General features: G+C 61.3%; 17 protein-coding genes and 4 tRNA genes. 19 read left to right on the top strand and 2 right to left on the bottom strand.

The features are described from left to right. Positions 1–145: 145 nt before the first annotated feature. The 10 genes from SC318_RS17370 (at position 146) to SC318_RS17325 (ending at position 5,838) form a co-directional block, all read left to right on the top strand. Positions 146–221: transfer RNA gene (locus SC318_RS17370), tRNA-Ala, on the top strand. 78 nt (positions 222–299) lie between these two features. Next, a tRNA-Glu gene (locus SC318_RS17365) sits at positions 300–375 on the top strand. 49 nt (positions 376–424) lie between these two features. Then, positions 425–500: transfer RNA gene (locus SC318_RS17360), tRNA-Ala, on the top strand. 78 nt (positions 501–578) lie between these two features. Further along, a tRNA-Glu gene (locus tag SC318_RS17355) sits at positions 579–654 on the top strand. A 186-nt stretch (positions 655–840) separates the two neighbouring features. Beyond that, positions 841–1,380, top strand: a complete 540-nt coding sequence (locus tag SC318_RS17350) for a TetR/AcrR family transcriptional regulator (RefSeq protein WP_320427787.1) — start codon at positions 841–843, stop codon at positions 1,378–1,380. 15 nt (positions 1,381–1,395) lie between these two features. Continuing rightward, positions 1,396–2,229 carry an alpha/beta hydrolase gene (locus SC318_RS17345; RefSeq protein ID WP_320427786.1) on the top strand — a complete coding sequence of 278 codons (834 nt, stop codon included), beginning with the start codon at positions 1,396–1,398 and terminating at the stop codon, positions 2,227–2,229. Between the two features lie 39 nt (positions 2,230–2,268). Then, the gene (locus tag SC318_RS17340) at positions 2,269–2,703 is read left to right on the top strand and encodes an acyl-CoA thioesterase (RefSeq protein ID WP_320427785.1); all 435 of its coding nucleotides are present in this window, start codon (positions 2,269–2,271) and stop codon (positions 2,701–2,703) included. A gap of 55 nt (positions 2,704–2,758) precedes the next feature. Beyond that, positions 2,759–3,718 carry a tRNA dihydrouridine synthase gene (locus SC318_RS17335; RefSeq protein ID WP_320427784.1) on the top strand — a complete coding sequence of 320 codons (960 nt, stop codon included), beginning with the start codon at positions 2,759–2,761 and terminating at the stop codon, positions 3,716–3,718. Positions 3,719–4,104: 386 nt separating this feature from the next. After that, positions 4,105–4,779: a hypothetical protein gene (locus tag SC318_RS17330; protein WP_320427783.1), complete on the top strand. Its 675-nt coding sequence runs from the start codon at positions 4,105–4,107 to the stop codon at positions 4,777–4,779. Between the two features lie 123 nt (positions 4,780–4,902). Continuing rightward, positions 4,903–5,838, top strand: coding sequence for a hypothetical protein (locus SC318_RS17325; protein ID WP_320427782.1), 936 nt, complete (start codon positions 4,903–4,905; stop codon positions 5,836–5,838). A 64-nt stretch (positions 5,839–5,902) separates the two neighbouring features. Here the strand turns inward: SC318_RS17325 and SC318_RS17320 are convergent, their stop codons facing one another. After that, entirely contained in the window at positions 5,903–9,181 is a 3,279-nt protein-coding gene (locus SC318_RS17320; protein WP_320427781.1) for a PAS domain S-box protein, read from the bottom strand. Positions 9,182–9,246: 65 nt separating this feature from the next. Continuing rightward, a complete protein-coding gene (locus SC318_RS17315) occupies positions 9,247–10,137 on the bottom strand; it encodes a LysR family transcriptional regulator (protein ID WP_320427780.1) in 891 nt (296 codons plus the stop codon). 139 nt (positions 10,138–10,276) lie between these two features. On the opposite strand from SC318_RS17315, the gene leuC reads away from it, so the two are divergent. From leuC to SC318_RS17270, 9 genes are all read left to right on the top strand, one after another. Beyond that, the gene (gene leuC / locus SC318_RS17310; RefSeq protein ID WP_306493799.1) at positions 10,277–11,695 is read left to right on the top strand and encodes a 3-isopropylmalate dehydratase large subunit; all 1,419 of its coding nucleotides are present in this window, start codon (positions 10,277–10,279) and stop codon (positions 11,693–11,695) included. Positions 11,696–11,706: 11 nt separating this feature from the next. Next, on the top strand, positions 11,707–12,348 hold the full coding sequence (gene leuD, locus SC318_RS17305; RefSeq protein WP_306493798.1) for a 3-isopropylmalate dehydratase small subunit: 642 nt from the start codon (positions 11,707–11,709) through the stop codon (positions 12,346–12,348). A 124-nt stretch (positions 12,349–12,472) separates the two neighbouring features. After that, on the top strand, positions 12,473–13,237 hold the full coding sequence (locus SC318_RS17300) for a class I SAM-dependent methyltransferase (RefSeq protein ID WP_320427779.1): 765 nt from the start codon (positions 12,473–12,475) through the stop codon (positions 13,235–13,237). A 53-nt stretch (positions 13,238–13,290) separates the two neighbouring features. Then, complete coding sequence (gene leuB, locus SC318_RS17295; protein WP_320427778.1) at positions 13,291–14,373, top strand: 3-isopropylmalate dehydrogenase; 1,083 nt, start codon at positions 13,291–13,293, stop codon at positions 14,371–14,373. Positions 14,374–14,437: 64 nt separating this feature from the next. Beyond that, positions 14,438–15,550: an aspartate-semialdehyde dehydrogenase gene (gene asd / locus SC318_RS17290; RefSeq protein ID WP_056861238.1), complete on the top strand. Its 1,113-nt coding sequence runs from the start codon at positions 14,438–14,440 to the stop codon at positions 15,548–15,550. Between the two features lie 238 nt (positions 15,551–15,788). Beyond that, on the top strand, positions 15,789–16,799 hold the full coding sequence (locus tag SC318_RS17285) for an aspartate-semialdehyde dehydrogenase (RefSeq protein ID WP_320427777.1): 1,011 nt from the start codon (positions 15,789–15,791) through the stop codon (positions 16,797–16,799). A 163-nt stretch (positions 16,800–16,962) separates the two neighbouring features. Next, on the top strand, positions 16,963–19,536 hold the full coding sequence (locus SC318_RS17280; protein WP_320427776.1) for a FimV/HubP family polar landmark protein: 2,574 nt from the start codon (positions 16,963–16,965) through the stop codon (positions 19,534–19,536). Positions 19,537–19,748: 212 nt separating this feature from the next. Further along, positions 19,749–20,573 (top strand): tRNA pseudouridine(38-40) synthase TruA, encoded by an 825-nt coding sequence (gene truA / locus SC318_RS17275; protein ID WP_320431254.1) that lies wholly within the window; start codon positions 19,749–19,751, stop codon positions 20,571–20,573. 64 nt (positions 20,574–20,637) lie between these two features. Continuing rightward, positions 20,638–21,270: a phosphoribosylanthranilate isomerase gene (locus tag SC318_RS17270; RefSeq protein WP_320427775.1), complete on the top strand. Its 633-nt coding sequence runs from the start codon at positions 20,638–20,640 to the stop codon at positions 21,268–21,270. Positions 21,271–21,464 lie beyond the last annotated feature (194 nt).

Here is a 21,464-nt window from a genome sequence, read left to right as displayed (position 1 = left end):
AGACGGCGGTAACGACGAAACCCCGGTCTTCCGGGGTTTCGACGGTAAGTGATTGTTATCCCGGCAAAAAATTTTGAAAATTGTTGAAAATAAATTTGACACGTTTCCAAACCGCCATTAAGATTCGCCCCGTCCTCACCGATGAGGGGCTATAGCTCAGCTGGGAGAGCGCTTGCATGGCATGCAAGAGGTCAACGGTTCGATCCCGTTTAGCTCCACCAATTTACAGGTTCAAGGTCTGGCCACACCGTCCTTGAATCGATCAGCACTCAGCGCTGATCGGATGTACAGAAGGTTTTGTCCCCTTCGTCTAGTGGCCTAGGACACCGCCCTTTCACGGCGGTAACAGGGGTTCGAGTCCCCTAGGGGACGCCAGTTTCAACAAGCAGCTCGAAAGGTCTGCTGCGCCGCCAGGCGAAAAATCGGGGCTATAGCTCAGCTGGGAGAGCGCTTGCATGGCATGCAAGAGGTCAACGGTTCGATCCCGTTTAGCTCCACCAATTTACAGGTTCAAGGTTCCGGCCACACCGTCCTTGAATCGATCAGCCTCATCGCTGATCACTGTACAGAAGGTTTGTGTCCCCTTCGTCTAGTGGCCTAGGACACCGCCCTTTCACGGCGGTAACAGGGGTTCGAGTCCCCTAGGGGACGCCACGATTACCCGCTTTGCGGGATTTTTAAGGGTCATTCAATTATTGAATGGCCCTTTTGTTTGTCTGGCGTTTGGCCAATCCTTTCCTCTCTTCTTTTCTTTCTTCTGTTCTGACCAATGGTCATGCTTGTCGCTTGCGCAATATTATTATGGTAATAATATTCAACCCATGAGAGACGGAGGCTTTGATGAGCGATAAGAAAGCGCAAACTCGCGAACGTATTTTGCAGGCCGCCAGCGCGGCATTGATCCAGCGTGGCCCGGCTGAGCCGAGCGTTGGTGAAGTCATGGGGGCGGCGGGGCTCACGGTCGGTGGGTTTTACGCGCACTTTGAGAGCAAGGACGCACTGATGCTGGAGGCGTTCACTCAGTTGCTGGCCAAGCGCCGCGCGGCGATTGAGGAAGTCGACTCACAACTGACCGGCGAGGAGCGCAGAAGCCTGGTGGCGGCGTTCTACCTGTCGCGCAAGCACCGCGACGCCACCGCCCAGGCGTGCCCGCTGCCTGCGTCGGTCGGCGAGATGGGGCGCCTGCCGGACGAATTTCGTCAGGTGTTGAGCGAGCACTGCGAGCTGATGGCGGCCCAACTGGCGACGAGCCCCGAAGAGACCGACAAGGCGCTGGCCGACATGGCGCTGATGGTCGGCGGCCTGACGCTGGCGCGAGCCCTTGGTCCCGGCGAATTATCCGATCGTGTGTTGCGCGCCGCCAAGTCGGCGGTACGCTGAATAGGGGTTCATGGCATGGGCAGCTTGAGCTGGGTTCGTGGCTTCAATGGCACTGTTGGCCGACTTGCACCGCATACGGTGGCCAACAGGATGCGTCGCACCTTCATGACGCCCCGCGAGCTGGCACCCCGTGAGTGGGAGCTGCCATTGCTGGCGCAGTCGCAGCGCATCACCCTGCGCTTTGGCTTGTCGGCGCTGTGCTGGGGCCAAGGGCCTGCCGTGTTGCTCATGCACGGTTGGGAAGGGCGCCCCACGCAGTTCGCCAGCCTGATTACCGCGCTGGTGGAGGGCGGCTATTCGGTGATTGCGCTGGATGGCCCGGCCCATGGCCAATCGCCGGGGCGTGAAGCTCACGTGCTGCTGTTCGCCCGTGCCATGCTGGAGGCGGCGGCCGAGTTGCCGCCGTTGCATGCGGTGGTCGGCCACTCGATGGGCGGTGCCAGCGCGATGCTTGCCGTGCAGTTGGGGCTGCGCACGCAGGCGTTGGTGAGTATCGCTGCGCCTGCGCGATTCCTCGATGTACTGCGCGGTTTCACGCGCATGATGGGTTTGCCACCGCGCGCGCGTTCGGCGTTTATCCAGGAGGTCGAGCTGACGTTCGGCATGCCGCTCAAGCACCTGGATGTCGCCCGCTATCACATGAACCTGCCCGGCCTGATCGTGCATGCCGAAGACGATACGTTTGTCCCGGTCAAGGCTTCTGAGGTCATTCACCAGGCCTGGTTCGACAGCCGCCTGCTGCGCCTTGAGCAGGGTGGGCACCAGAGGGTCCTGGCCGACCCGCGCGTGATCGAAGGTGTGCTCGCCCTGTTGGCGGGGTGCCATTTACAGGAGCGCCAAACCGCCTGATACACTGCGCCGGCCGACATCAATCGACTGGAGCAAGGCATGGGCTGGGATTTGGCAACGCCGTTTATCATTGATCTGCAGGTTGCCCCTGAGGACATCGACGGCCTGGGGCACGCCAATAACGCGGTGTACGTGGCCTGGCTGGAGCGTTGCGCCTGGCGGCATTCCCAGCGCCTGGGGCTGGACCTCGCCGAATACCGGCGACTGGACCGTGCCATGGCTGTGGTGCGCCATGAGATCGACTACCTGGCGGCCGCCTACGAAGGTGATGAACTGCAACTGGCCACGTGGATTGTCGACTGGGACCAGCGTCTTAAGATGACGCGCCGTTTCCAGCTGGTACGCCCGCGTGACGGCGCCACCTTGTTGCGCGCGCACACCACCTTTGTCTGTATCGAACTGTCCAGCGGCAGACCCAAACGCATGCCCGCCGAGTTTATCGAAGGTTATGGGCCTGCGCTGACAGGGGGTTAACGGTTGTCGTGGGAAACCCAGTAAACTGCGCCACGATTTTTGTTGAGTGTTTTCCATGCAAATTGCTTTGGCGCCCATGGAGGGGTTGGTCGACAACATCCTGCGGGACGTGTTGACCCGCGTGGGCGGTATCGACTGGTGCGTGACCGAATTCATCCGCGTCAACGACCGCTTGCTCACCCCCGCCTACTTCCACAAGCTCGCCCCGGAACTGCTGCACGGCGCCCATACCGCGGCGGGCGTGCCGCTGCGCGTGCAATTGCTGGGTTCTGACCCGGTATGCCTGGCGGAAAACGCCGCCCTGGCCTGCGAGTTGGGATCGCAGGTGATCGACCTCAACTTTGGCTGTCCGGCCAAGACGGTCAACAAGTCCCGCGGCGGTGCAGTGCTGCTCAAGGAGCCGGAGCTGCTCAACCGGATCGTCGAGCATGTGCGGCGCGCGGTCCCGGCCCATATTCCGGTCACCGCCAAGATGCGCCTGGGCTTCGACAGCCCGGACGGCGCGCTGGTCTGCGCCACGGCGCTGGCCGAAGGCGGTGCTGCGCATATCGTGGTGCATGCACGCACCAAAACCGATGGCTACAAGCCACCGGCCCATTGGGAGTGGATCCCACGGGTGCAGGATGTGGTCAAGGTGCCGGTGTTTGCCAATGGCGATATCTGGAGCGTCGAAGACTGGAGGCGTTGCCGCGAAGTCAGCGGCGCCGAAGACATCATGTTGGGCCGTGGTCTGGTGGCGCGCCCTGATCTGGCGCGGCAGATCGCGGCGGCGCGTGCAGGGCAGGAAGTCGTTGAAATGACTTGGGCCCAGATGCAGCCGATGCTTCAGGCGTTCTGGACCCAATCGGTGGCGCAATTGACTGAGCGCCAGGCGCCCGGTCGGTTGAAACAGTGGCTGGCGATGCTGACGCGCAACTACCCCGAAGCGGTAGAGCTGTTTACGGCGATGCGCCGCGAAACCGACCTACAGCAGGTCAGTCGGCTGCTGGGAATGCCCCACCCCATGGCTGCCTAGAGCCAGTCACTGCAACGTCTTATTCCTTGTCCCCATGAAGGCGCCACTGCAGGCGCCTTTTTTTCGTCGGTGGGTTAGCACAAGTGAGCGATGAGTAGACGCGTGGAATGTTATCGACGAGTGACATTTACGCAGAGTATGAGCGCGTGTGACCACACTTGAGTCTTAACCAAGCGATAAATCAAGGCCTGCTGGAAATTGTCCATGGGGCAAAGTCTGATAATGCGCTTTGATGTCCTTATATGAACTGCGATTTGCGGAACTCGATAGCCTAACTCTCCACGAATGGAGGGACTGTGAAGCAGCACTGTTGTTATCAGTCATTGAAACTATCACTCCCTCTGACCCTCAACAGGTCAGGTCGTATGAAGTTAAGGAACTTGCGAATGTCTATCTCGATTCACACTCCACCCCTGGCAAAATTCGATACGATTGCGCTTGATCAACAAGCGATATCGAATAATAAGTCTGTTGTAAATTCGAACGCGCAATCCCTTGGCGCAACATCGTTTAAAACGCCAATGCCCCCCTACGATCTCGGTGATTTGGGCGAAACGGTACTCCCTCCCCAGAGAGGTCTAAGGCAGCTGTTCGATATGCTTGAAAGTATCTTCAGTGCCATGCGCGACCTGTTTTCGGGCAATCACGTGATCAGGCCCGACTCAGGCGATCTGCGAAATCTGCCGCAGCCCGGTGATTTTCCGGTCATGGTGCCTGGCGGGAACAGGCGGCGCTCCATGCCGTTTGCAGCAACGGTGCCCAGGCCTGAAGTCAGCGTGAACGACCCCAGGGCAAAGGTACATGTGAATGTGGTCGTCAGTGACTGGCGCAGCGATGATGCGCGGGTGCCGCCAAATCGAGTGCCTGCTCTGAAGGTGTCTACGGATACCCGGCCCCAGTCACTTTTGGTGCCCGGCAACTTGCCAAAGCCGAGCGGGCCAATGAATAGCCATTCTTTGCCCGCAGTCTTGCCGGGTAACCGGCCAGAGCCAAGGCCCGACAGTTCGACACCTGATCTGACCAGTCCAGGTCCTGCGGACGGCCAAGTCGCTGGCCGGTAGGGTCGCTTTAATCATCGGCTAAGTTCCAGGTTTTAAAGGCCACCATCGCGGTTCAGTTGTTTAATCAATACAGGCATTTTTTCGAAGTGTATGTCGGGAAAATGCCTGTGTATGGAGAACTCTATGTCACTCTTTCCAATTAATAATATTGCGCGAGTCATTGATGTAAGGCCGTCAATATCGGACGGCGCACTCAACGCAAGTAATGATCACCCTCGCCAGTTCAAAAGCGTGCCGTTCACCGTCTGTCCTGATACATCGCAACATTCAGCCGACGTCGGTAATGACTCGCCAGCAATTGCTGCAGTCGTGGCTTTATTTGATTCGTTCTTTACTCAGTTACTCGCTCTGGCCGCGGGTAAAAAAGATCCTCACATTCCGGACACTCTTCCTTCACGCTTACCTGTTGTTCCACAGGTAACCCCTGAGCCTGTGCTACCCAAACCTGATGCGGCAGCGGATATTCCCGGTTTATCGAACAAACGCAACGGCGCGAAACCCGACAATATCTGGAGCGGCTTTCGCCAGGGGCCGGATGGCAATTGCGTGACGGTGTCGGCTATCAAGGCCGCGATGTATCGTTTCGGTCAAAGCCCGACGGATATTTTCAAGGCAGTGACCAGGGCTAACAACGGTTATCAGGTGATCATGCGTGATGGCTATCGGCTCACGCTCACCGACCGCGAATTGGCGGAGGGCGCTCGGGGCGCGAGGTTCATTGGGCCCGACAAAGGCATGCTCAAGGATGCGCAGTTCCTGTTTGCCGTCAGCGCCAAGCGTGCGCAATTGGAAAACAATGATCGTACGGCAGGTCGCAGTTATCAGGCGGCAATTCGCAGCCTCAACGACGGCGAAGATGAGACAGGGCCTGGAGAAGGCTTTCTACGCCTGGGGTTGAAAGCCCACATGAAAAGAGTGCCGGTGCGTGACCTGGCCCGTGGGCAGATAGGAATGTGTAACCGGACGGGGCATTCGGTGGCGGTCATCAACGGCCGCGAGGAGCTATGGGGTAAACAGGGGCGAGTCCCCACGCGAGGTCAAGCCGTGGCGCTGATTTGACCCTGATGCACCTGGGCAGGGATAACCCAGGCTGCATTTTGTTTCTGCTGCGTTTCAAAACGAGCTATTCCAGTAACTGCCTGAAACCCTCTATCGGCAACGGCCGGCTGTGCAAATACCCCTGATACAAATGGCAGCCAAGCTTCTGCAGGAACGCCAGCTGTTCTGTGGTTTCAACGCCTTCGGCAATCACTTCCAGACTCAAACTGCGGGCCATGGCGACAATGGCGCGGATGATTTCAGCGTCATTGGGATCGTGAGTCGCGTCGCGCACAAACGACTGGTCGATTTTCAGTGCATCCACCGGCAAGCGCTTGAGGTAGGTCAGGGACGAATAACCGGTGCCAAAGTCATCCATCGCAAAGCTCACTCCCAGTTTTTTCAGGCGCCGCATCTTCATCACCGTGTCATCCAGGTTCTGGATCACGATGCCTTCAGTGATTTCCAGCTTGAGCAAACTGTAGGGCAGTTGGTGCTGGGTGAGGCTGCGTTCGACCCGTTCCACAAAGTCGTTCTGGCGAAACTGCCGGGGGCTGATATTCACGCACAGGCTGAAATTGAGCGGGTCCACCAGGCCCTCGGCAATCAAACCGGCAAATGCACTGCACGCTTGATCGAGGATCCAGGTGCCTACCTCCAGGATCAGGCCGCTGTCCTCCAGCACCTTGATAAATTCCGCCGGCGACTGCGCGCCCAGTTGAGGGTGCTGCCAGCGCACCAGGGCCTCGGCGCCGACAATCGTGTTGCCGCGCGCATCCACCTGAGGTTGGTAATGCACGCTGAATTCGCCGCGTGACAAGGCCAGGCGCAGATCGGTTTCCATGCGCAGGCGCTCGCTGGCGGTCTTCTGCATGCTGTTGTGGAACATCTGGATGGTGTTGCGCCCCGAATCCTTGGCGCGGTACAGGGCGATATCGGCGCGCTTGAGCAAATCGGCGGGCGTGGTGCCATGGTCGGGGATCAGCGCCACGCCGATGCTTGGCGTCACCTGCAAGCGATGACCGTCAAGGAACATCGGCTCGGAAAGCAGTTCGCGCAGGGTATCGGCCAGCTCCTGCACCTGGCCGCTGACTTGCGTGCGTGAGCCCTCCAGGCCGCTGAGCAGCACCACAAACTCATCCCCGCCCAGGCGTGCCACCGTATCTTCCATGCGTACACTGGCTTCCAGGCGCGCGGTGACGATTTTAAGTACGGTGTCGCCCACGGGGTGACCGAGGGAATCGTTGATATGTTTGAAGTGGTCAAGGTCCAGAAACAGCAAGGCTCCGCGCAGGTTGTGGCGCTTGAGCAGGGCGATCTGCTGGCTCAGACGGTCCATCAGCAGCGCTCGGTTAGGCAGGTTGGTCAGCGGATCGTGATAGGCCAGATGGCGGATCTGTGCCTGGGCATTTTTCAACAGGCTGACGTCGCGCGCAGTCAGTAGCAGGCACGGCGTTTCATTCAAGGTAATCGGTTCGACCGACACCTCTACCGCCAGCACCTCGCCCAGCTTGTTGTGCCACAGCATTTCCAGGTGATGGATGCGCCCCTTGATCTGCAGTTCGGCCAAGAGCGCGGTGCGCTGGTTTTCATCGGCCCAGATGCCAATCTGGTACAGGGTAAGGCCGATGGCTTCTTCGGCGCGGTAGCCGGTCAGGCGGCAAAACCCATCATTGACCTCCACATACCGTCCCGTATCGCGCTCGGTGATCGAAATGGCATCGGGGCTGGAATGGAAGGCTTTGGCGAATTTCTCTTCGCTGGCCTTGAGCGCCGCCTCCGAGCGCTGCTGCTGGGTGATATCGCGCAGGGTGGTGACGATGCACGGCTGCTCGTTGACCTTGATCAGGCGGCTGGAAATCACGCACGTCAGGCTCTCGCCGTTCTTGGCATGCACCACGATGGCCACATTGTTCAATGACTGTTCGCGAATCACCTGCTCGATGCGTTGCAGGCGCTTGCTTGACTCATCCCATAAGCCGATCTGCTCGGCGCTCTTGTCGATCACTTCGGCGGCTGTCCAGCCAAAGGTCAGGGTGAACGCCGGATTGATCTCGATAAACGCGCCGCTGTCCAGGCACGTCACGCAGATCGGGTCGGGGCTGGCCTGGAACAGGCTGGCGAACTTCTCCTCGGACGCGCTCAGGCGCTGCTCGCGCTCCACCTGGTCGGTGATATCGAGCAGGGTGCCGGCCATGCGCAGGGGCTTGCCGGACTCATCGCGATACAGGCGTGCGCGGCTTTCCAGGTAGCGCGGGCTGCCATCCTCCAGCAACACCCGATAGGTCAACTGGTAATTACCGTCGGGGCCTTCGCGCAGGGTGCGGTAGGCATGACGCATGCCCTCGCGGTCCTTATCGGACATGCCTTCAAAAAACGCGTCGAAGGATTCGTGGAACGGTTCACACGGCAGGCCGTGGAGCTGGGCGGCACGGGCCGAGCCGTAGAGCATCCCGCTGGGGATGTGCCAATCCCAGGTGCCCAGTTGTGCCGAGTCCAGCGCCAGGTCCAGGCGCTCCTGGCTGTCCTTGAGCGCTTGCTCGGCATTTTTGCGCTCGGTGGTATCAAGGAACGTACTGATCAGGTAGGCCTCGCCGTCCAGTTCGACCTTTTGGGCACTGAGCGTGCCATCGTGGAGCTGGCCGTTGCTGGCACAGAACTGCACTTCCATGGTGATGGATTCACCTTTGCGCTGGGTGGCCTTGACCAGGTGGGCGCGCTGTTCCGGGTGCCGCCACAGGCCCAGCTCCAAGGTGGTGCGGCCGATGGCTTCATTCACCGGCCAGCCGAACAGCATTTCGAAATGATGGTTGGCTTCGCTGATCAGACCGTCGGACTGACGCGTCAGCAGCACCATGTTCGGGCACAGGTGGAAAAGCGTGGCGAAGCGCTTTTCAGAGTGACTGAGGGCGTGTTCCCGCTCGCGCTGGTGGGTGATTTCGCGGATCACGCCGATCATGCGGCGCCGGCCGTTTTTGTCCGGCACCAGGCTGCCGCTGATTTCCAGCCAGTGCAGGCTGCCATCGGGCCATTGAATGCGGTGGTGCATGGCCTGTTCCACCGGCTCGCCCGCCAGCACCGCATGAAACGCCCGCACCACGCGGGCGCGGTCTTCCGACGCCAGCAGGTCGAGGTAATTGAGGTCGTTGGGCAGTGGCTGGCGAGGATCGTAGCCAAACAATGCCTGGGTGCCGCGCGACCAGCTGATTAGCCCCGTGTCGATTTCCCAGCACCACGCGCCCAGCCGAGCGGCATTGAGCGCCGACAGCAGTTGCGGGGCGCTGTCCCAGCGTTGTTCCGCCTCTTGAGGGTCCAGGGCGTGTATGCGGGGCAGGGGTGGCACGGAATCAACGGGGGTGCGCATTGTTCAAAGGGCCTTGGCTCGATGGAAGACAGCGCGGTTTAGTCAAAACCCGAGGCCGCACGGTGTCATGCCGGTATCCCTGGCAGATCGACCTGTGCATCCAACAGGCTCATGAAAGCCCGCGCAGCGTTCGACAGCGTCCTTTCGGTGTGCACGATATAGCCTAGCTGGCGACTGAGCTGTATGCCCGGTAAAGCGATACTCGCCACCTGATCATCGAGCATGGTGCGCGGCAACACACTCCAGGCCAGGCCGATGGACACCATCATCTTGATCGTTTCCAGGTAGTTGGTGCTCATGGCGATGTTCGGCGTCAGCCCCTGGGCTTCGAACAGGCGGCTGACAATATGGTGGGTAAAGGTGTTGCCGCCGGGAAACACCGCAGGGTGCCCGGCGATATCGGCCAGGTTGACGGTGTCGTTGCTGATCAGGCTGTGTTCGGGCGCCACCACGAAATCCAGCGGGTCGTCCCACACCGGCGTCGCGCGCACCAGGTTGTGCGGTTCCGGCGCCAGGGTGATCACCGCCACTTCGGCGCGGCCGTGGAGGATTTCTTCGTAGGCCACTTCCGAATCGAGGAACTGAATATCCAGCGCCACGTTCGGGTACTGCCGGGTGAAGGTGCGCAGGACCGGCGGCAGGCGATGCAGGCCGATGTGGTGACTGGTCGCCAGCGTCAGGCGCCCACTGACTTCTCCCGTCAGGTTGGTCAGGGCGCGACGGGTGTCATCCAGCACGTTCAGGATCTGATAGGCCCGCGGCAGCAGGGCCCGGCCGGCTTCGGTCAAACCCACTTCACGGCCCAGGCGATCGAATAAACGCACCTTCAATTGTTGCTCCAGGCCGGCAATGCGTTTGCTGATGGCCGGTTGGGTCAGGTGCAGGCGTTCACCGGCACCGGAGAAGCTGCCGGTCTCGGCGATAGCGATAAAGGCGTTGAGGTTGGCCAGGTCCATGGTGCTATTCCAGTTGGTAATCCAAAGCATAAAAAATATGAATTTGAGTTATTTAATGTAGCGCCATACCATCAGCCTCACAAGCCAAAGGGTTATTGAAAGCCCGGCGCAAAGAAACACCGTTGATGAGGACCGACTGATGGCCGGCAAAACGCTTTACGACAAGCTTTGGGATTCCCATGAAGTGAAACGGCGCGATGATGGGTCGTCGCTGATCTATATCGACCGTCACATCATCCATGAAGTGACCTCGCCCCAAGCGTTCGAAGGCCTGCGGTTGGCCGGGCGCAAGCCATGGCGCGTCGACTCGATCATCGCCACGCCGGACCACAACGTGCCGACCACCCCGGAGCGCAAGGGCGGGATTGACGCCATCGCCGACACCGTGTCGCGCCTTCAGGTGCAGACCCTCGACGACTACTGCGATGAATATGGCATCACCGAATTCAAGATGAATGACGTGCGTCAAGGCATCGTCCACGTGATCGGCCCGGAGCAGGGCGCGACCTTGCCGGGCATGACCGTGGTCTGCGGCGACTCCCACACCTCCACCCACGGTGCCTTCGGTGCCCTGGCCCATGGCATCGGCACCTCCGAGGTGGAGCATGTGTTCGCCACCCAGTGCCTGGTGGCCAAGAAAATGAAAAACATGCTGGTGCGCGTCGAAGGCCAGTTGCCGTTCGGTGTGACCGCCAAGGACATCGTGCTCGCGGTGATCGGCAAGATCGGCACCGCCGGCGGTAACGGGCATGCCATCGAGTTCGCCGGCAGCGCGATTCGCGACCTGTCCATCGAAGGCCGCATGACCATCTGCAACATGTCCATCGAAGCCGGCGCCCGCGTGGGCATGGTGGCGGCGGACGAAAAAACCGTTGAATACGTCAAGGGTCGCCCGTTCGCTCCCCAAGGCGCCGATTGGGACGCTGCGGTGCAGGCCTGGAAAGACCTGGTGTCTGACGCCGATGCGGTGTTCGACACCGTGGTCGAGCTCGACGCGACCCAGATCAAGCCGCAAGTCAGCTGGGGCACGTCCCCGGAAATGGTGCTGGCCGTCGACCAGAACGTGCCGGACCCGGCGCAGGAAGCCGACCTGGTCAAGCGCGGTTCCATCGAGCGTGCCCTCAAGTACATGGGCTTGAAGGCCAACCAGGCGATTACCGACATTCAGCTCGATCGCGTGTTCATCGGCTCCTGCACCAACTCGCGGATCGAAGACCTGCGCGCCGCTGCCGTGATCGCCAAGGGCCGCAAGGTTGCTTCGACCATCAAGCAAGCCATCGTGGTGCCAGGTTCCGGCCTGGTCAAAGCCCAGGCCGAAGCCGAGGGCCTGGACAAGATCTTCCTCGAAGCCGGTTTCGAATGGCGTGAGCCGGGCTGCTCGATGTGCCTGGCGATGAACCCGGACCGTTTGGAGTCCGGCGAGCATTGCGCCTCGACCTCCAACCGTAACTTCGAAGGGCGCCAGGGCGCCGGTGGCCGTACCCACCTGGTCAGCCCGGCCATGGCTGCCGCTGCTGCCGTCAACGGTCGTTTCATCGACGTTCGCGAATTGATCTAAAGGAAAACCCGATGAGAGCTTTTACCCAACACACAGGTCTTGTCGCGCCGTTGGACCGTGCCAACGTCGACACCGACCAGATCATCCCCAAGCAGTTCCTGAAGTCGATCAAGCGCACCGGTTTCGGCCCCAACCTGTTCGACGAGTGGCGCTACCTGGACGTGGGCTACGCCTACCAGGACAACTCCAAGCGCCCGCTGAACAAGGACTTCGTGCTCAACGCCGAGCGTTACCAGGGCGCCAGCGTGCTGCTGGCCCGGGAAAACTTCGGCTGCGGCTCCAGCCGTGAACACGCGCCGTGGGCCCTGGAAGAATATGGCTTTCGCAGCATCATCGCGCCGAGCTATGCCGACATCTTCTTCAACAACAGCTTCAAGAATGGCCTGTTGCCGATCATCCTGACCGACGAAGAAGTCGACGAGTTGTTCAAGCAAGTGGAAGCGCAAGAGGGCTACCAGTTGACCGTCGACCTCGCCGCGCAAACCGTGACCCGTCCGGATGGCAAGGTGTATCACTTCGAAGTCGACGCCTTTCGCAAGCACTGTTTGATCAACGGCCTGGACGATATCGGCCTGACCTTGCAGGACGGTGACGCGATTGCGGCGTTTGAAGCCAAGCATCGGGCCAGCCAGCCTTGGTTGTTTCGCGATTGATGTAGGCAGGACCGCCGCCATCGGGGGCAAGCCCCCTCCCACAGGTGTACGCATTTCAAATGTGGGAGGGGGCTTGCCCCCGATAAGGCCAGTGTTAACAACACAAAACCCAAGGAAAGCCCCCATGACCAGCACCGCCCACACCCAAGTCGTGCAAAAACAATTCGGCGAGCAAGCCTCGGCCTACCTGAGCAGCGCCGTACACGCCCAGGGCACCGAATTCGCGCTGCTGCAGGCCGAACTGGCCGGGCAGGGCGCTGCTCGCCTGCTGGACCTGGGGTGCGGTGCCGGGCATGTCAGCTTCCAGGTGGCGCCACTGGTCAAGGACGTGGTCGCCTACGACCTGTCCCAGCAGATGCTCGATGTGGTCGCTGCCGCTGCGCAAGATCGCGGCTTCACCAATATCAGCACCGTTAACGGCGCCGCCGAACGCCTGCCGTTCGCCGATGGCGAATTCGACTTCGTCTTCAGCCGCTACTCGGCCCACCACTGGAGCGACCTCGGCCTGGCCTTGCGTGAAGTGCGTCGAGTGCTCAAGCCCGGCGGCGTGGCGGCCTTCGTGGATGTGTTGTCCCCGGGCAGCCCGTTGCTGGACACCTACCTGCAAACGGTCGAAGTATTGCGCGACACCAGCCATGTGCGCGATTACTCTGCCGCCGAGTGGATGCGCCAGCTCAGCGAAGCCGGCTTGCAGGTACGCAACAGCAGCCGCCAACGCCTGCGCCTGGAATACACCTCGTGGGTCGAGCGCATGCGCACACCGCCGGCCTTGCGCGCGGCGATCCTTGAGCTGCAACAGGCGATGGGTCAGGAAGTGCGCGATTATTACGAAATTCAAGCCGACGGCACCTTCAGCACCGACGTGCTGGTGGTGTGGGCCGAACGCTGATTGATTTTTCCCGACCTGCCCATGGGCAGGTCGCTTGATGAAATGAGGAACGCATGAGCAAGCAGATTCTGATTCTTCCTGGCGACGGTATTGGTCCGGAAATCATGGCCGAAGCGGTCAAGGTCCTGACACTTGCCAACAGCAAGTACAGCCTGGGCTTCGAACTGAGCCACGACGTGATCGGCGGCGCGGCCATCGACAAGCACGGTGTACCGCTGGCGGACGAAACCCTGGAGCGTGCCCGTGCGGCCGACGCCGTGCTGCTGGGCGCCGTGGGTGGCCCCAAGTGGGACAAGATCGAGCGTGATATCCGTCCTGAGCGCGGCCTGCTGAAAATCCGCGCGCAACTGGGCCTGTTCGGCAACCTGCGCCCGGCGATCCTTTACCCGCAGTTGGCCGACGCGTCGAGCCTCAAGCCGGAAGTGGTCGCGGGCCTGGATATTCTGATCGTGCGCGAGCTGACCGGCGGTATCTATTTCGGCTCGCCACGGGGTGTGCGCGAGTTGGAAAATGGCGAGCGTCAGGCCTACGACACCCTGCCTTACAGCGAGAGCGAAATCCGCCGTATCGCCCGTGTCGGTTTCGACATGGCCCGCGTACGCAGCAAGAAGGTCTGCTCGGTGGATAAAGCCAACGTCCTGGCCTCCAGCCAGCTGTGGCGCGAAATCGTCGAAGAAGTCGCCAAGGATTACCCGGACGTCGAACTGAGCCACATGTACGTCGACAACGCCGCGATGCAACTGGTGCGCGCGCCCAAGCAGTTCGACGTGATCGTCACCGATAACCTGTTCGGCGACATCCTGTCCGACCAGGCGTCGATGCTCACCGGTTCCATCGGCATGCTGCCCTCGGCGTCGCTGGATACCAATAACAAGGGCATGTACGAGCCTTGCCACGGCTCGGCGCCGGACATCGCCGGCCAGGGCATTGCCAACCCGCTGGCGACGATTCTGTCGGTGTCGATGATGCTGCGCTACAGCTTCAGCCTGACTGACGCAGCGGACGCGATCGAGAAGGCCGTGAGCCTGGTGCTGGACCAGGGCTTGCGTACCGGCGACATCTGGTCGCAGGGTTGCACCCGGGTAGGCACGCAAGAAATGGGCGACGCTGTAGTCGCCGCGCTGCGGAATCTGTAATCTCTCGGGCCCGCTTGCAGTTGTCGCTGCAAGACGGCCCACTTTTTAACAAGGTGTAGTTGCGATGAAACGTGTAGGTCTGATCGGTTGGCGCGGTATGGTCGGTTCCGTGCTCATGCAGCGGATGCTGGAAGAGCAGGATTTCGATCTTATTGAGCCGGTGTTTTTCACCACTTCGAACGTAGGTGGCCAAGGTCCGTCCGTGGGCAAGGACATTGCTCCGCTCAAGGACGCCTACAGCATTGAAGAGTTGAAGACCCTCGATGTGATTCTGACCTGCCAGGGTGGCGACTACACCAGCGAAGTCTTCCCCAAGCTGCGCGAAGCCGGCTGGCAGGGCTACTGGATTGACGCCGCGTCGAGCCTGCGCATGCAGGACGATGCCGTGATCATCCTCGACCCGGTCAACCGCAAGGTCATCGACCAGCAACTGGACGCCGGCACCAAGAACTACGTCGGCGGCAATTGCACCGTCAGCCTGATGCTGATGGGCCTGGGCGGCTTGTTCGAGGCTGGCCTGGTCGAGTGGATGAGCGCCATGACGTATCAGGCTGCTTCCGGCGCCGGTGCGCAGAACATGCGCGAGCTGATCAAGCAGATGGGCGCGACTCACGCCGCGGTCGCCGATCAACTGGCCGACCCGGCCAGCGCGATCCTCGATATCGACCGTCGCGTGGCCGAAGCCATGCGCAGCGAAGCCTACCCGACCGAAAACTTCGGTGTGCCACTGGCCGGTAGCCTCATTCCCTGGATCGACAAGGAACTGCCGAACGGCCAGAGCCGCGAAGAGTGGAAGGCTCAGGCCGAGACCAACAAGATCCTCGGTCGCTTCAAGAACCCGATCCCGGTGGACGGCATCTGCGTACGTATCGGCGCCATGCGCTGCCACAGCCAGGCGTTGACCATCAAGCTGAACAAGGACGTGCCGATCGCCGATATCGAAGGGCTGATCAGCCAGCACAACCCTTGGGTCAAGCTGGTGCCGAACAACCGCGATATCAGCATGCAGGAGCTGAGCCCGACCAAGGTCACCGGCACTCTGAATGTACCGGTGGGCCGTCTGCGCAAGCTGAACATGGGCAGCCAGTTCCTCGGTGCGTTCACCGTTGGCGACCAACTGCTGTGGGGCGCGGCCGAGCCGTTGCGTCGCATGCTGCGGATTCTGCTGGAGCGTTGATCGCTTGCAGGCTTTGAAAAACCCCGCGTTCTAGTGACAGGCGCGGGGTTTTTTATGGTTCTTTCGGGCCCTATCGGGGGCAAGCCCCCTCCCACATTTTGACCTGTGAACACATTCAAGTGTGGGAGGGGGCTTGCCCCCGATAGGGCCATCAGCCACACCACAACCCCCAGTTTAATTGCCTCGCCCCGCACCACCCGGTAAAGTGCCGCTCCCCGCAATGCCCGAGGCAGCCCCCATGACCCAGACCTTTGAAATCGCCGTGATCGGCGCCACCGGTACCGTTGGCGAAACCCTGGTGCAGATTCTCGAAGAGCTGGACTTTCCGGTAGGCACTTTGTATCTGCTGGCGGGTAACAACTCCGCCGGTGCATCGGTACCGTTCCGCGGCAAGAACCTGCGGGTAAAGGAAGTCGATGAGTTTGACTTCAGCAAGGCGCAGTTGGCCTTCTTCGCGGCCGGCCCGGCGGTGACCCTGAGCTTCGCCCCGCGTGCCATCGCCGCCGGTTGCTCGGTGATCGACCTGTCTGGCGCGTTGCCGGCCGAGCAGGCACCGCCAGTGGTGCCGGAAGCCAATGCTGCTGTGCTCAAAGGCTTGAAAAAACCTTTCCAGGTCGCAAGCCCGAGCCCGTGCGCCACCCACCTGGCGGTGGTGCTTGCGCCATTGCGCGGCCTGCTGGATATCCAGCGCGTCAGCGTCACCGCCAACCTGGCCGTGTCTGCCCTGGGGCGCGAGGCCGTCAGTGAGCTGGCCCGGCAAACCGCCGAGCTGTTGAATGTGCGCCCGCTGGAGCCGACTTTCTTTGATCGGCAAGTGGCCTTCAACCTGCTGGCACAAGTCGGCACGCCGGATGCCCAAGGTCACACGGCTCTGGAGAAACGTCTCGTACATGAATTGCGCGCCGTGCTGGAAACACCTTTACTGAAGATTTGCGCAACCTGCGTTCAAGCCCCGGTGTTTTTTGGCGATAGCCTGACTGTGTCGCTGCAGTTGGCGGCGCCGGCCGATTTGGCTGCGGTGAACCGCGAACTGGATGCGGCGCCGGGGATCGAACTGGTCGAGGCGGGCGACTACCCAACGGCAGTAGGCGATGCGGTGGGCCAGGACGTTGTTTATGTGGGCCGAGTGCGCACCGGTGTCGACGACCCGGCGGAACTAAATCTGTGGCTGACGTCAGATAACGTACGCAAAGGCGCTGCGCTGAACGCCGTGCAGCTGGCTCAGTTGTTGATAAAAGGCCTTGCGTAAAAGATACTTGGCGCCAATTTGTAGATTGATTCTCACCAAGCGCTATGCTTGGCCCAAAGCGGAACAGAAGCGCGTCGGTGACCTATCGGCTCGCCATGCCTCTTATGGCAGCGGTTACCAACCTTCTCGCAGGCCGGGGAGTGTTCAGACAAAGGATGAGGCTATGGTTCAAGTTCGCAAACTGGTGTTAGCAATAGCGGCCGCCTCGGCGCTGTCCTCCGGTATGGCGCAGGCGCTGCAACTGGGGGAGATGACCCTCAAGTCGAAGTTGAACCAGCCGCTGTCGGTGGAAATCGAGTTGCTCGACGTGGGTGGCCTCACGGCCTCCGAGATCACCCCGAGCCTGGCCTCGTCCCAGGCGTTCGTCGATGCCGGTGTCGACCGTCAGGCCTTTCTCGACGAGCTGACGTTTACGCCCGTGGTCAACCCCAATGGCCGCAGCGTGGTGCGTGTCACCTCCAGCAAACCGCTGCCCGATTCCTATGTGCGCTTCCTGTTGCAGGTGCAGTGGCCCAATGGTCGGCTCATGCGTGACTACAGCGTGCTGCTCGACCCTGCCAAGTTCGACCAGCCCGCACCGACCGCCAGCGCGCCAGCGCCGCGCTTGAGTGCGCCGGCCGGCACTGGGTCCGCCGTCAGCAAGTCCGCGCAACATACCACCACTGCTCGCGATACTTTGTGGGAAATTGCCGAGAAAAATCGCAATGGTGGCTCTGTGCAACAGACCATGCTGGCCATTCAGGCGCTCAACCCGGATGCCTTTGTCGATGGCAACATCAACCGCCTGAAAACCGGCCAGGTCCTGCGCCTGCCGGACACCGTGCAAAGCACCGCACTGGCCCAGCCCCAAGCGATCGCCGAAGTGGCTGCGCAGAACGCCGCCTGGCGCCAGGGCCGTCGCGCCGCCGGCCGGCAAGTGGCGGGCAAGGCCCAGTTGGACGCCACCAAGCGCACCGAGACGGGCAATGCGCCGTCGAGCACGAACGCCAAGGATAACTTGAGCCTGGTTTCGGCCGAGGCCGCCAAAAAAGGCGCAGCGGGCAAGGCCGGTGATAACCGCGCGTTGAGCGACAAGCTGGCGATGACTCAGGAGCAGCTCGACACCACCCGCCGCGATAATGACGAACTCAAAAGCCGCGCGGCTGATTTGCAAAGCCAGTTGGACAAGCTGCAAAAGCTGATCCAGCTGAAGAACGACCAGTTGGCCCGGCTGCAGGCCGAGAAGGGTGATGCGGTTGCTCCTGCAACGGCGGCGATGCCAGCTCAGCTGGCCGGTGAGCCGGCCCCAGCCCCGGCGGCCTCGCCGGCCCCGGAAGCGGTTGCAGCACCTGCACCTGCACCTGCGCCGGAGCCTGCGTCGGCCAAGCCGGTAGTGGCACCTGCGACCACCGAAGGCAAGTTCAACGAGCTTCTGACCAACCCTGTCGTGCTCGGTGTGCTTGGCGGGGCGGCGGTGATTCTGGCGCTGCTGCTCCTGCTGCTGTGGGTGCGCCATCGCAATGCCCGTCTCGAAGAAGAAAAGCACCTGCGCATGGCGCGAGCGCTGGCTGAAGAACCGCAATTTACGTCGAATATCGAGAGCGACCTGCCGCCTGACAGTTTCGAAGGCCTGGAAGTACCGCCGCCGAGCGTCACCCTGGCGGCCGCGCCTGCTCCCGCACCCGCCCGCACTCCGCTGGTTGAGCCTGTGGTGCCGACTGTCGCCTCCGTGCTGGCGCCGCTGGCGACTGCCGTGGCCCCAAGTTCCAGCGACGCGCTGGCTCAGGCCCAGTCCCATATTGATCGTGGTCACCTGAACCAGGCGGCTGACGTGCTTGAGCAAGCCATCAAGCAGGAGCCCAAGCGCAGCGACCTGCGTTTGAAGCTGATGGAAGTGTACGGCCTGCAAAATGACAAGAACGGTTTTGTCAGCCAGGAGCGTCAACTGGTGGCCAATGGTGAAAACCACGCCCAGGTCGAGCAGCTCAAAGGCCGTTTCCCGGCCATGGCCGTATTGGCGGCAGGCGTGAGTGCCGCAGTTGCGGCAGCAGCGCTGGACGCCCAGTACGTCAAGGACTTGCTGGAAGACAAGCCGGCCGCGCCAGAGCCAGCGCCGGAGCCTTTCGATACCGATTTCGACCTGAGCCTGGACGACCTGGAGGCGGCATCGCCGGCTGAGGTCAAGGACGATCAGCAGACATTCGAGACGCTTCTTCAGCAGCAGACCGCCGCCAACAACAGCGCGGACGACCTCTCTGACTTTGACCTGGACCTGCAACTGGATGCCCCGGCCTCCGCGCAGTCCGATGACGACTTCCTGTCCGGGCTCGAAGAGCAGATGAAGGACGTGCCTGCCGTCGAGCCGCCGACCCTGACGCCGGCAGCGCTGGATGACTTCGATCTGCCGGAAGATTTCGACCTCTCGCTGGCTGACGAGCCTGCATCGGTGGCCAAGCCCGATGCGTTCGCTTCGGAGCTGGACGACGTCAACGCTGAGTTGGACCGTCTGTCCCAGAGCCTTGAGCACCCGTCCATCGAGCCGTCCTTCACGGCTGAAGACGCGGCAATGGGTGACGACGAACCTGAGTTCGATTTCCTGTCGGGCTCCGATGAAGTCGCCACCAAGCTCGACCTGGCCCAGGCCTATATCGACATGGGCGATGCCGATGGTGCCAAAGACATCCTTTCCGAAGTGCTGACCGAGGGCAACGAGGTCCAGCGCGGCGAGGCCAAGGAAATGCTCGGCCGATTGGCGTAAGCCAGGCTATGAACAGTGCGGCGACCTTCGGGTCGCCGTTTGCTTTTGTGGGGGCTGGCTTGGCCGTGATGCAGGCGGGGTGCTCTTCCAGTAAAATCGGCCCGAAGTTATCGCAGGCAAGCCAGTTTTCCCGCAAACCTGCATAATGCCCGCCTTTGCGCAACTCATCAGGCTCTCAGTTCTTGGCAAATATAGATAACGCGGCTGCCGAAATGGCGGCCGCAGGCTTTTACCGCATCGCCCTCGGCGTGGAATACAAAGGCTCGCGCTACCGCGGCTGGCAGCGCCAGGCCTCCGGCGTGCTGACGGTGCAGGAAACCCTGGAAAACGCTTTGTCGAAAGTCGCTGACTCGCCTGTGTCGCTGATGTGTGCCGGGCGTACCGACGCCGGCGTGCATGCCTGCGGTCAGGTGGTGCATTTCGACACCCAGGCCGAACGCTCGATGAAGGCGTGGGTGATGGGCGCCAATATCAACTTGCCCCATGATGTCAGCGTCACCTGGGCCAAGGTCATGCCGGCGCACTTTCATGCGCGCTTCAAGGCCATCGCCCGGCGCTACCGCTATGTGATCTACAACGACCAGATCCGCCCGGCGCACCTCAACCAGGAAATCACCTGGAACCACCGTCCGCTGGATGCCGAGCGCATGGCCGAGGCCGCGCAGCACCTGGTGGGTGTGCATGATTTCAGCGCGTTCCGTGCTGGCCAGTGCCAGGCCAAGTCGCCGATCAAGGAAGTCCATCATTTGCGCGTGACCCGTCATGGCAAGATGATTGTGCTGGATATCCGTGCCGGGGCGTTCCTGCACCACATGGTGCGCAACATTGCGGGCGTGCTGATGACCATCGGTACCGGCGAGCGTCCGGTGGAATGGGCCAGGGAAGTGCTGCAAAGCCGCATCCGCCGTACAGGCGGGGTCACGGCCCATCCGTTCGGTCTGTACCTGGTGGATGTGGAGTACCGCGACGAGTTCGAGTTGCCGGAACGTTTTCTCGGGCCACACTTCCTCACCGGTTTCAGCGAACTTGGCGGCTGACGCCTGGAAAAGCTTTTGTTACCATCCGGGACTTTCTCGGTGCAACCCCTGAGGTTTCTAGGTTATGTCAGCCGTTCGCAGCAAGATTTGCGGGATTACCCGCATCGAAGACGCGTTGGCGGCGGTCGAGGCCGGGGCGGATGCCATTGGCCTGGTGTTTTATGCCAGGAGCCCGCGGGCGGTGAATGTGTTGCAGGCGCGGGCCATCATCGCCGCGTTGCCGCCGTTCGTGACCACCGTGGGCCTGTTCGTCAACGCCAGCCGTTGCGAACTCAATGAAACCCTGGATGCCGTGCCGCTGGACATGCTGCAGTTTCATGGCGACGAAACCCCGGACGAATGCGAAAGCTATCAGCGCCCCTATATCAAGGCGTTGCGAGTCAAGGCCGGAGACGATATCGCCGCAGCCTGCGCCGCCTACGCTGGCGCCCGCGGGATTCTGCTGGACACCTACGTCGAGGGCGTTCCCGGTGGTACGGGGGAGGCGTTCGACTGGTCGCTGATTCCGCAGGGCCTGAGCAAGCCGGTTATCCTGGCCGGTGGGCTCACCCCGTTGAATGTCGGCGGGGCCATCGAGCAGGTCGGGCCGTATGCCGTGGATGTCAGTGGCGGGGTGGAGCAGGGCAAGGGCATCAAGGATCACGACAAGATTCGCGCATTCGTGCAAGCCGTGCGCAACAGCAGCGGTGCGATGTGACGGCTGGCAGTCTGCCGCCGTCCATAACTACCACTGTGTAAAACAGCACCGGCGCCGCCTGCGGGAGGCCCGGAAACGAAGTGGCAACCCTGCGCTGGCAGGTTGTCTGGAAGGCTGAGGATGCAGGCGGGAAATGGCTGGTCGAACGTCTGACCCCGTCCCCCGGCATCATCGCCATATATGAATTTAGCTCA

The sequence above is a fragment of the Pseudomonas sp. MUP55 genome, assembly GCF_034043515.1.
Taxonomy (GTDB): Bacteria; Pseudomonadota; Gammaproteobacteria; order Pseudomonadales; family Pseudomonadaceae; genus Aquipseudomonas.
Note: the sequence above shows the minus strand (reverse complement) of the source record. Positions and strands in the feature narration are given on the sequence as shown.

What these genes read in the sequence shown, in the direction of transcription:
- SC318_RS17350 (WP_320427787.1), top strand. Translation starts at nt 841, where the DNA reads ATGAGCGATAAGAAAGCGCAAACTCGCGAACGTATTTTGCAGGCCGCC.
- SC318_RS17345 (WP_320427786.1), top strand. Translation starts at nt 1,396, where the DNA reads ATGGGCAGCTTGAGCTGGGTTCGTGGCTTCAATGGCACTGTTGGCCGA.
- SC318_RS17340 (WP_320427785.1), top strand. Translation starts at nt 2,269, where the DNA reads ATGGGCTGGGATTTGGCAACGCCGTTTATCATTGATCTGCAGGTTGCC.
- SC318_RS17335 (WP_320427784.1), top strand. Translation starts at nt 2,759, where the DNA reads ATGCAAATTGCTTTGGCGCCCATGGAGGGGTTGGTCGACAACATCCTG.
- SC318_RS17330 (WP_320427783.1), top strand. Translation starts at nt 4,105, where the DNA reads ATGTCTATCTCGATTCACACTCCACCCCTGGCAAAATTCGATACGATT.
- SC318_RS17325 (WP_320427782.1), top strand. Translation starts at nt 4,903, where the DNA reads ATGTCACTCTTTCCAATTAATAATATTGCGCGAGTCATTGATGTAAGG.
- SC318_RS17320 (WP_320427781.1), bottom strand. Translation starts at nt 9,181, where the DNA reads ATGCGCACCCCCGTTGATTCCGTGCCACCCCTGCCCCGCATACACGCC.
- SC318_RS17315 (WP_320427780.1), bottom strand. Translation starts at nt 10,137, where the DNA reads ATGGACCTGGCCAACCTCAACGCCTTTATCGCTATCGCCGAGACCGGC.
- leuC (WP_306493799.1), top strand. Translation starts at nt 10,277, where the DNA reads ATGGCCGGCAAAACGCTTTACGACAAGCTTTGGGATTCCCATGAAGTG.
- leuD (WP_306493798.1), top strand. Translation starts at nt 11,707, where the DNA reads ATGAGAGCTTTTACCCAACACACAGGTCTTGTCGCGCCGTTGGACCGT.
- SC318_RS17300 (WP_320427779.1), top strand. Translation starts at nt 12,473, where the DNA reads ATGACCAGCACCGCCCACACCCAAGTCGTGCAAAAACAATTCGGCGAG.
- leuB (WP_320427778.1), top strand. Translation starts at nt 13,291, where the DNA reads ATGAGCAAGCAGATTCTGATTCTTCCTGGCGACGGTATTGGTCCGGAA.
- asd (WP_056861238.1), top strand. Translation starts at nt 14,438, where the DNA reads ATGAAACGTGTAGGTCTGATCGGTTGGCGCGGTATGGTCGGTTCCGTG.
- SC318_RS17285 (WP_320427777.1), top strand. Translation starts at nt 15,789, where the DNA reads ATGACCCAGACCTTTGAAATCGCCGTGATCGGCGCCACCGGTACCGTT.
- SC318_RS17280 (WP_320427776.1), top strand. Translation starts at nt 16,963, where the DNA reads ATGGTTCAAGTTCGCAAACTGGTGTTAGCAATAGCGGCCGCCTCGGCG.
- truA (WP_320431254.1), top strand. Translation starts at nt 19,749, where the DNA reads ATGGCGGCCGCAGGCTTTTACCGCATCGCCCTCGGCGTGGAATACAAA.
- SC318_RS17270 (WP_320427775.1), top strand. Translation starts at nt 20,638, where the DNA reads ATGTCAGCCGTTCGCAGCAAGATTTGCGGGATTACCCGCATCGAAGAC.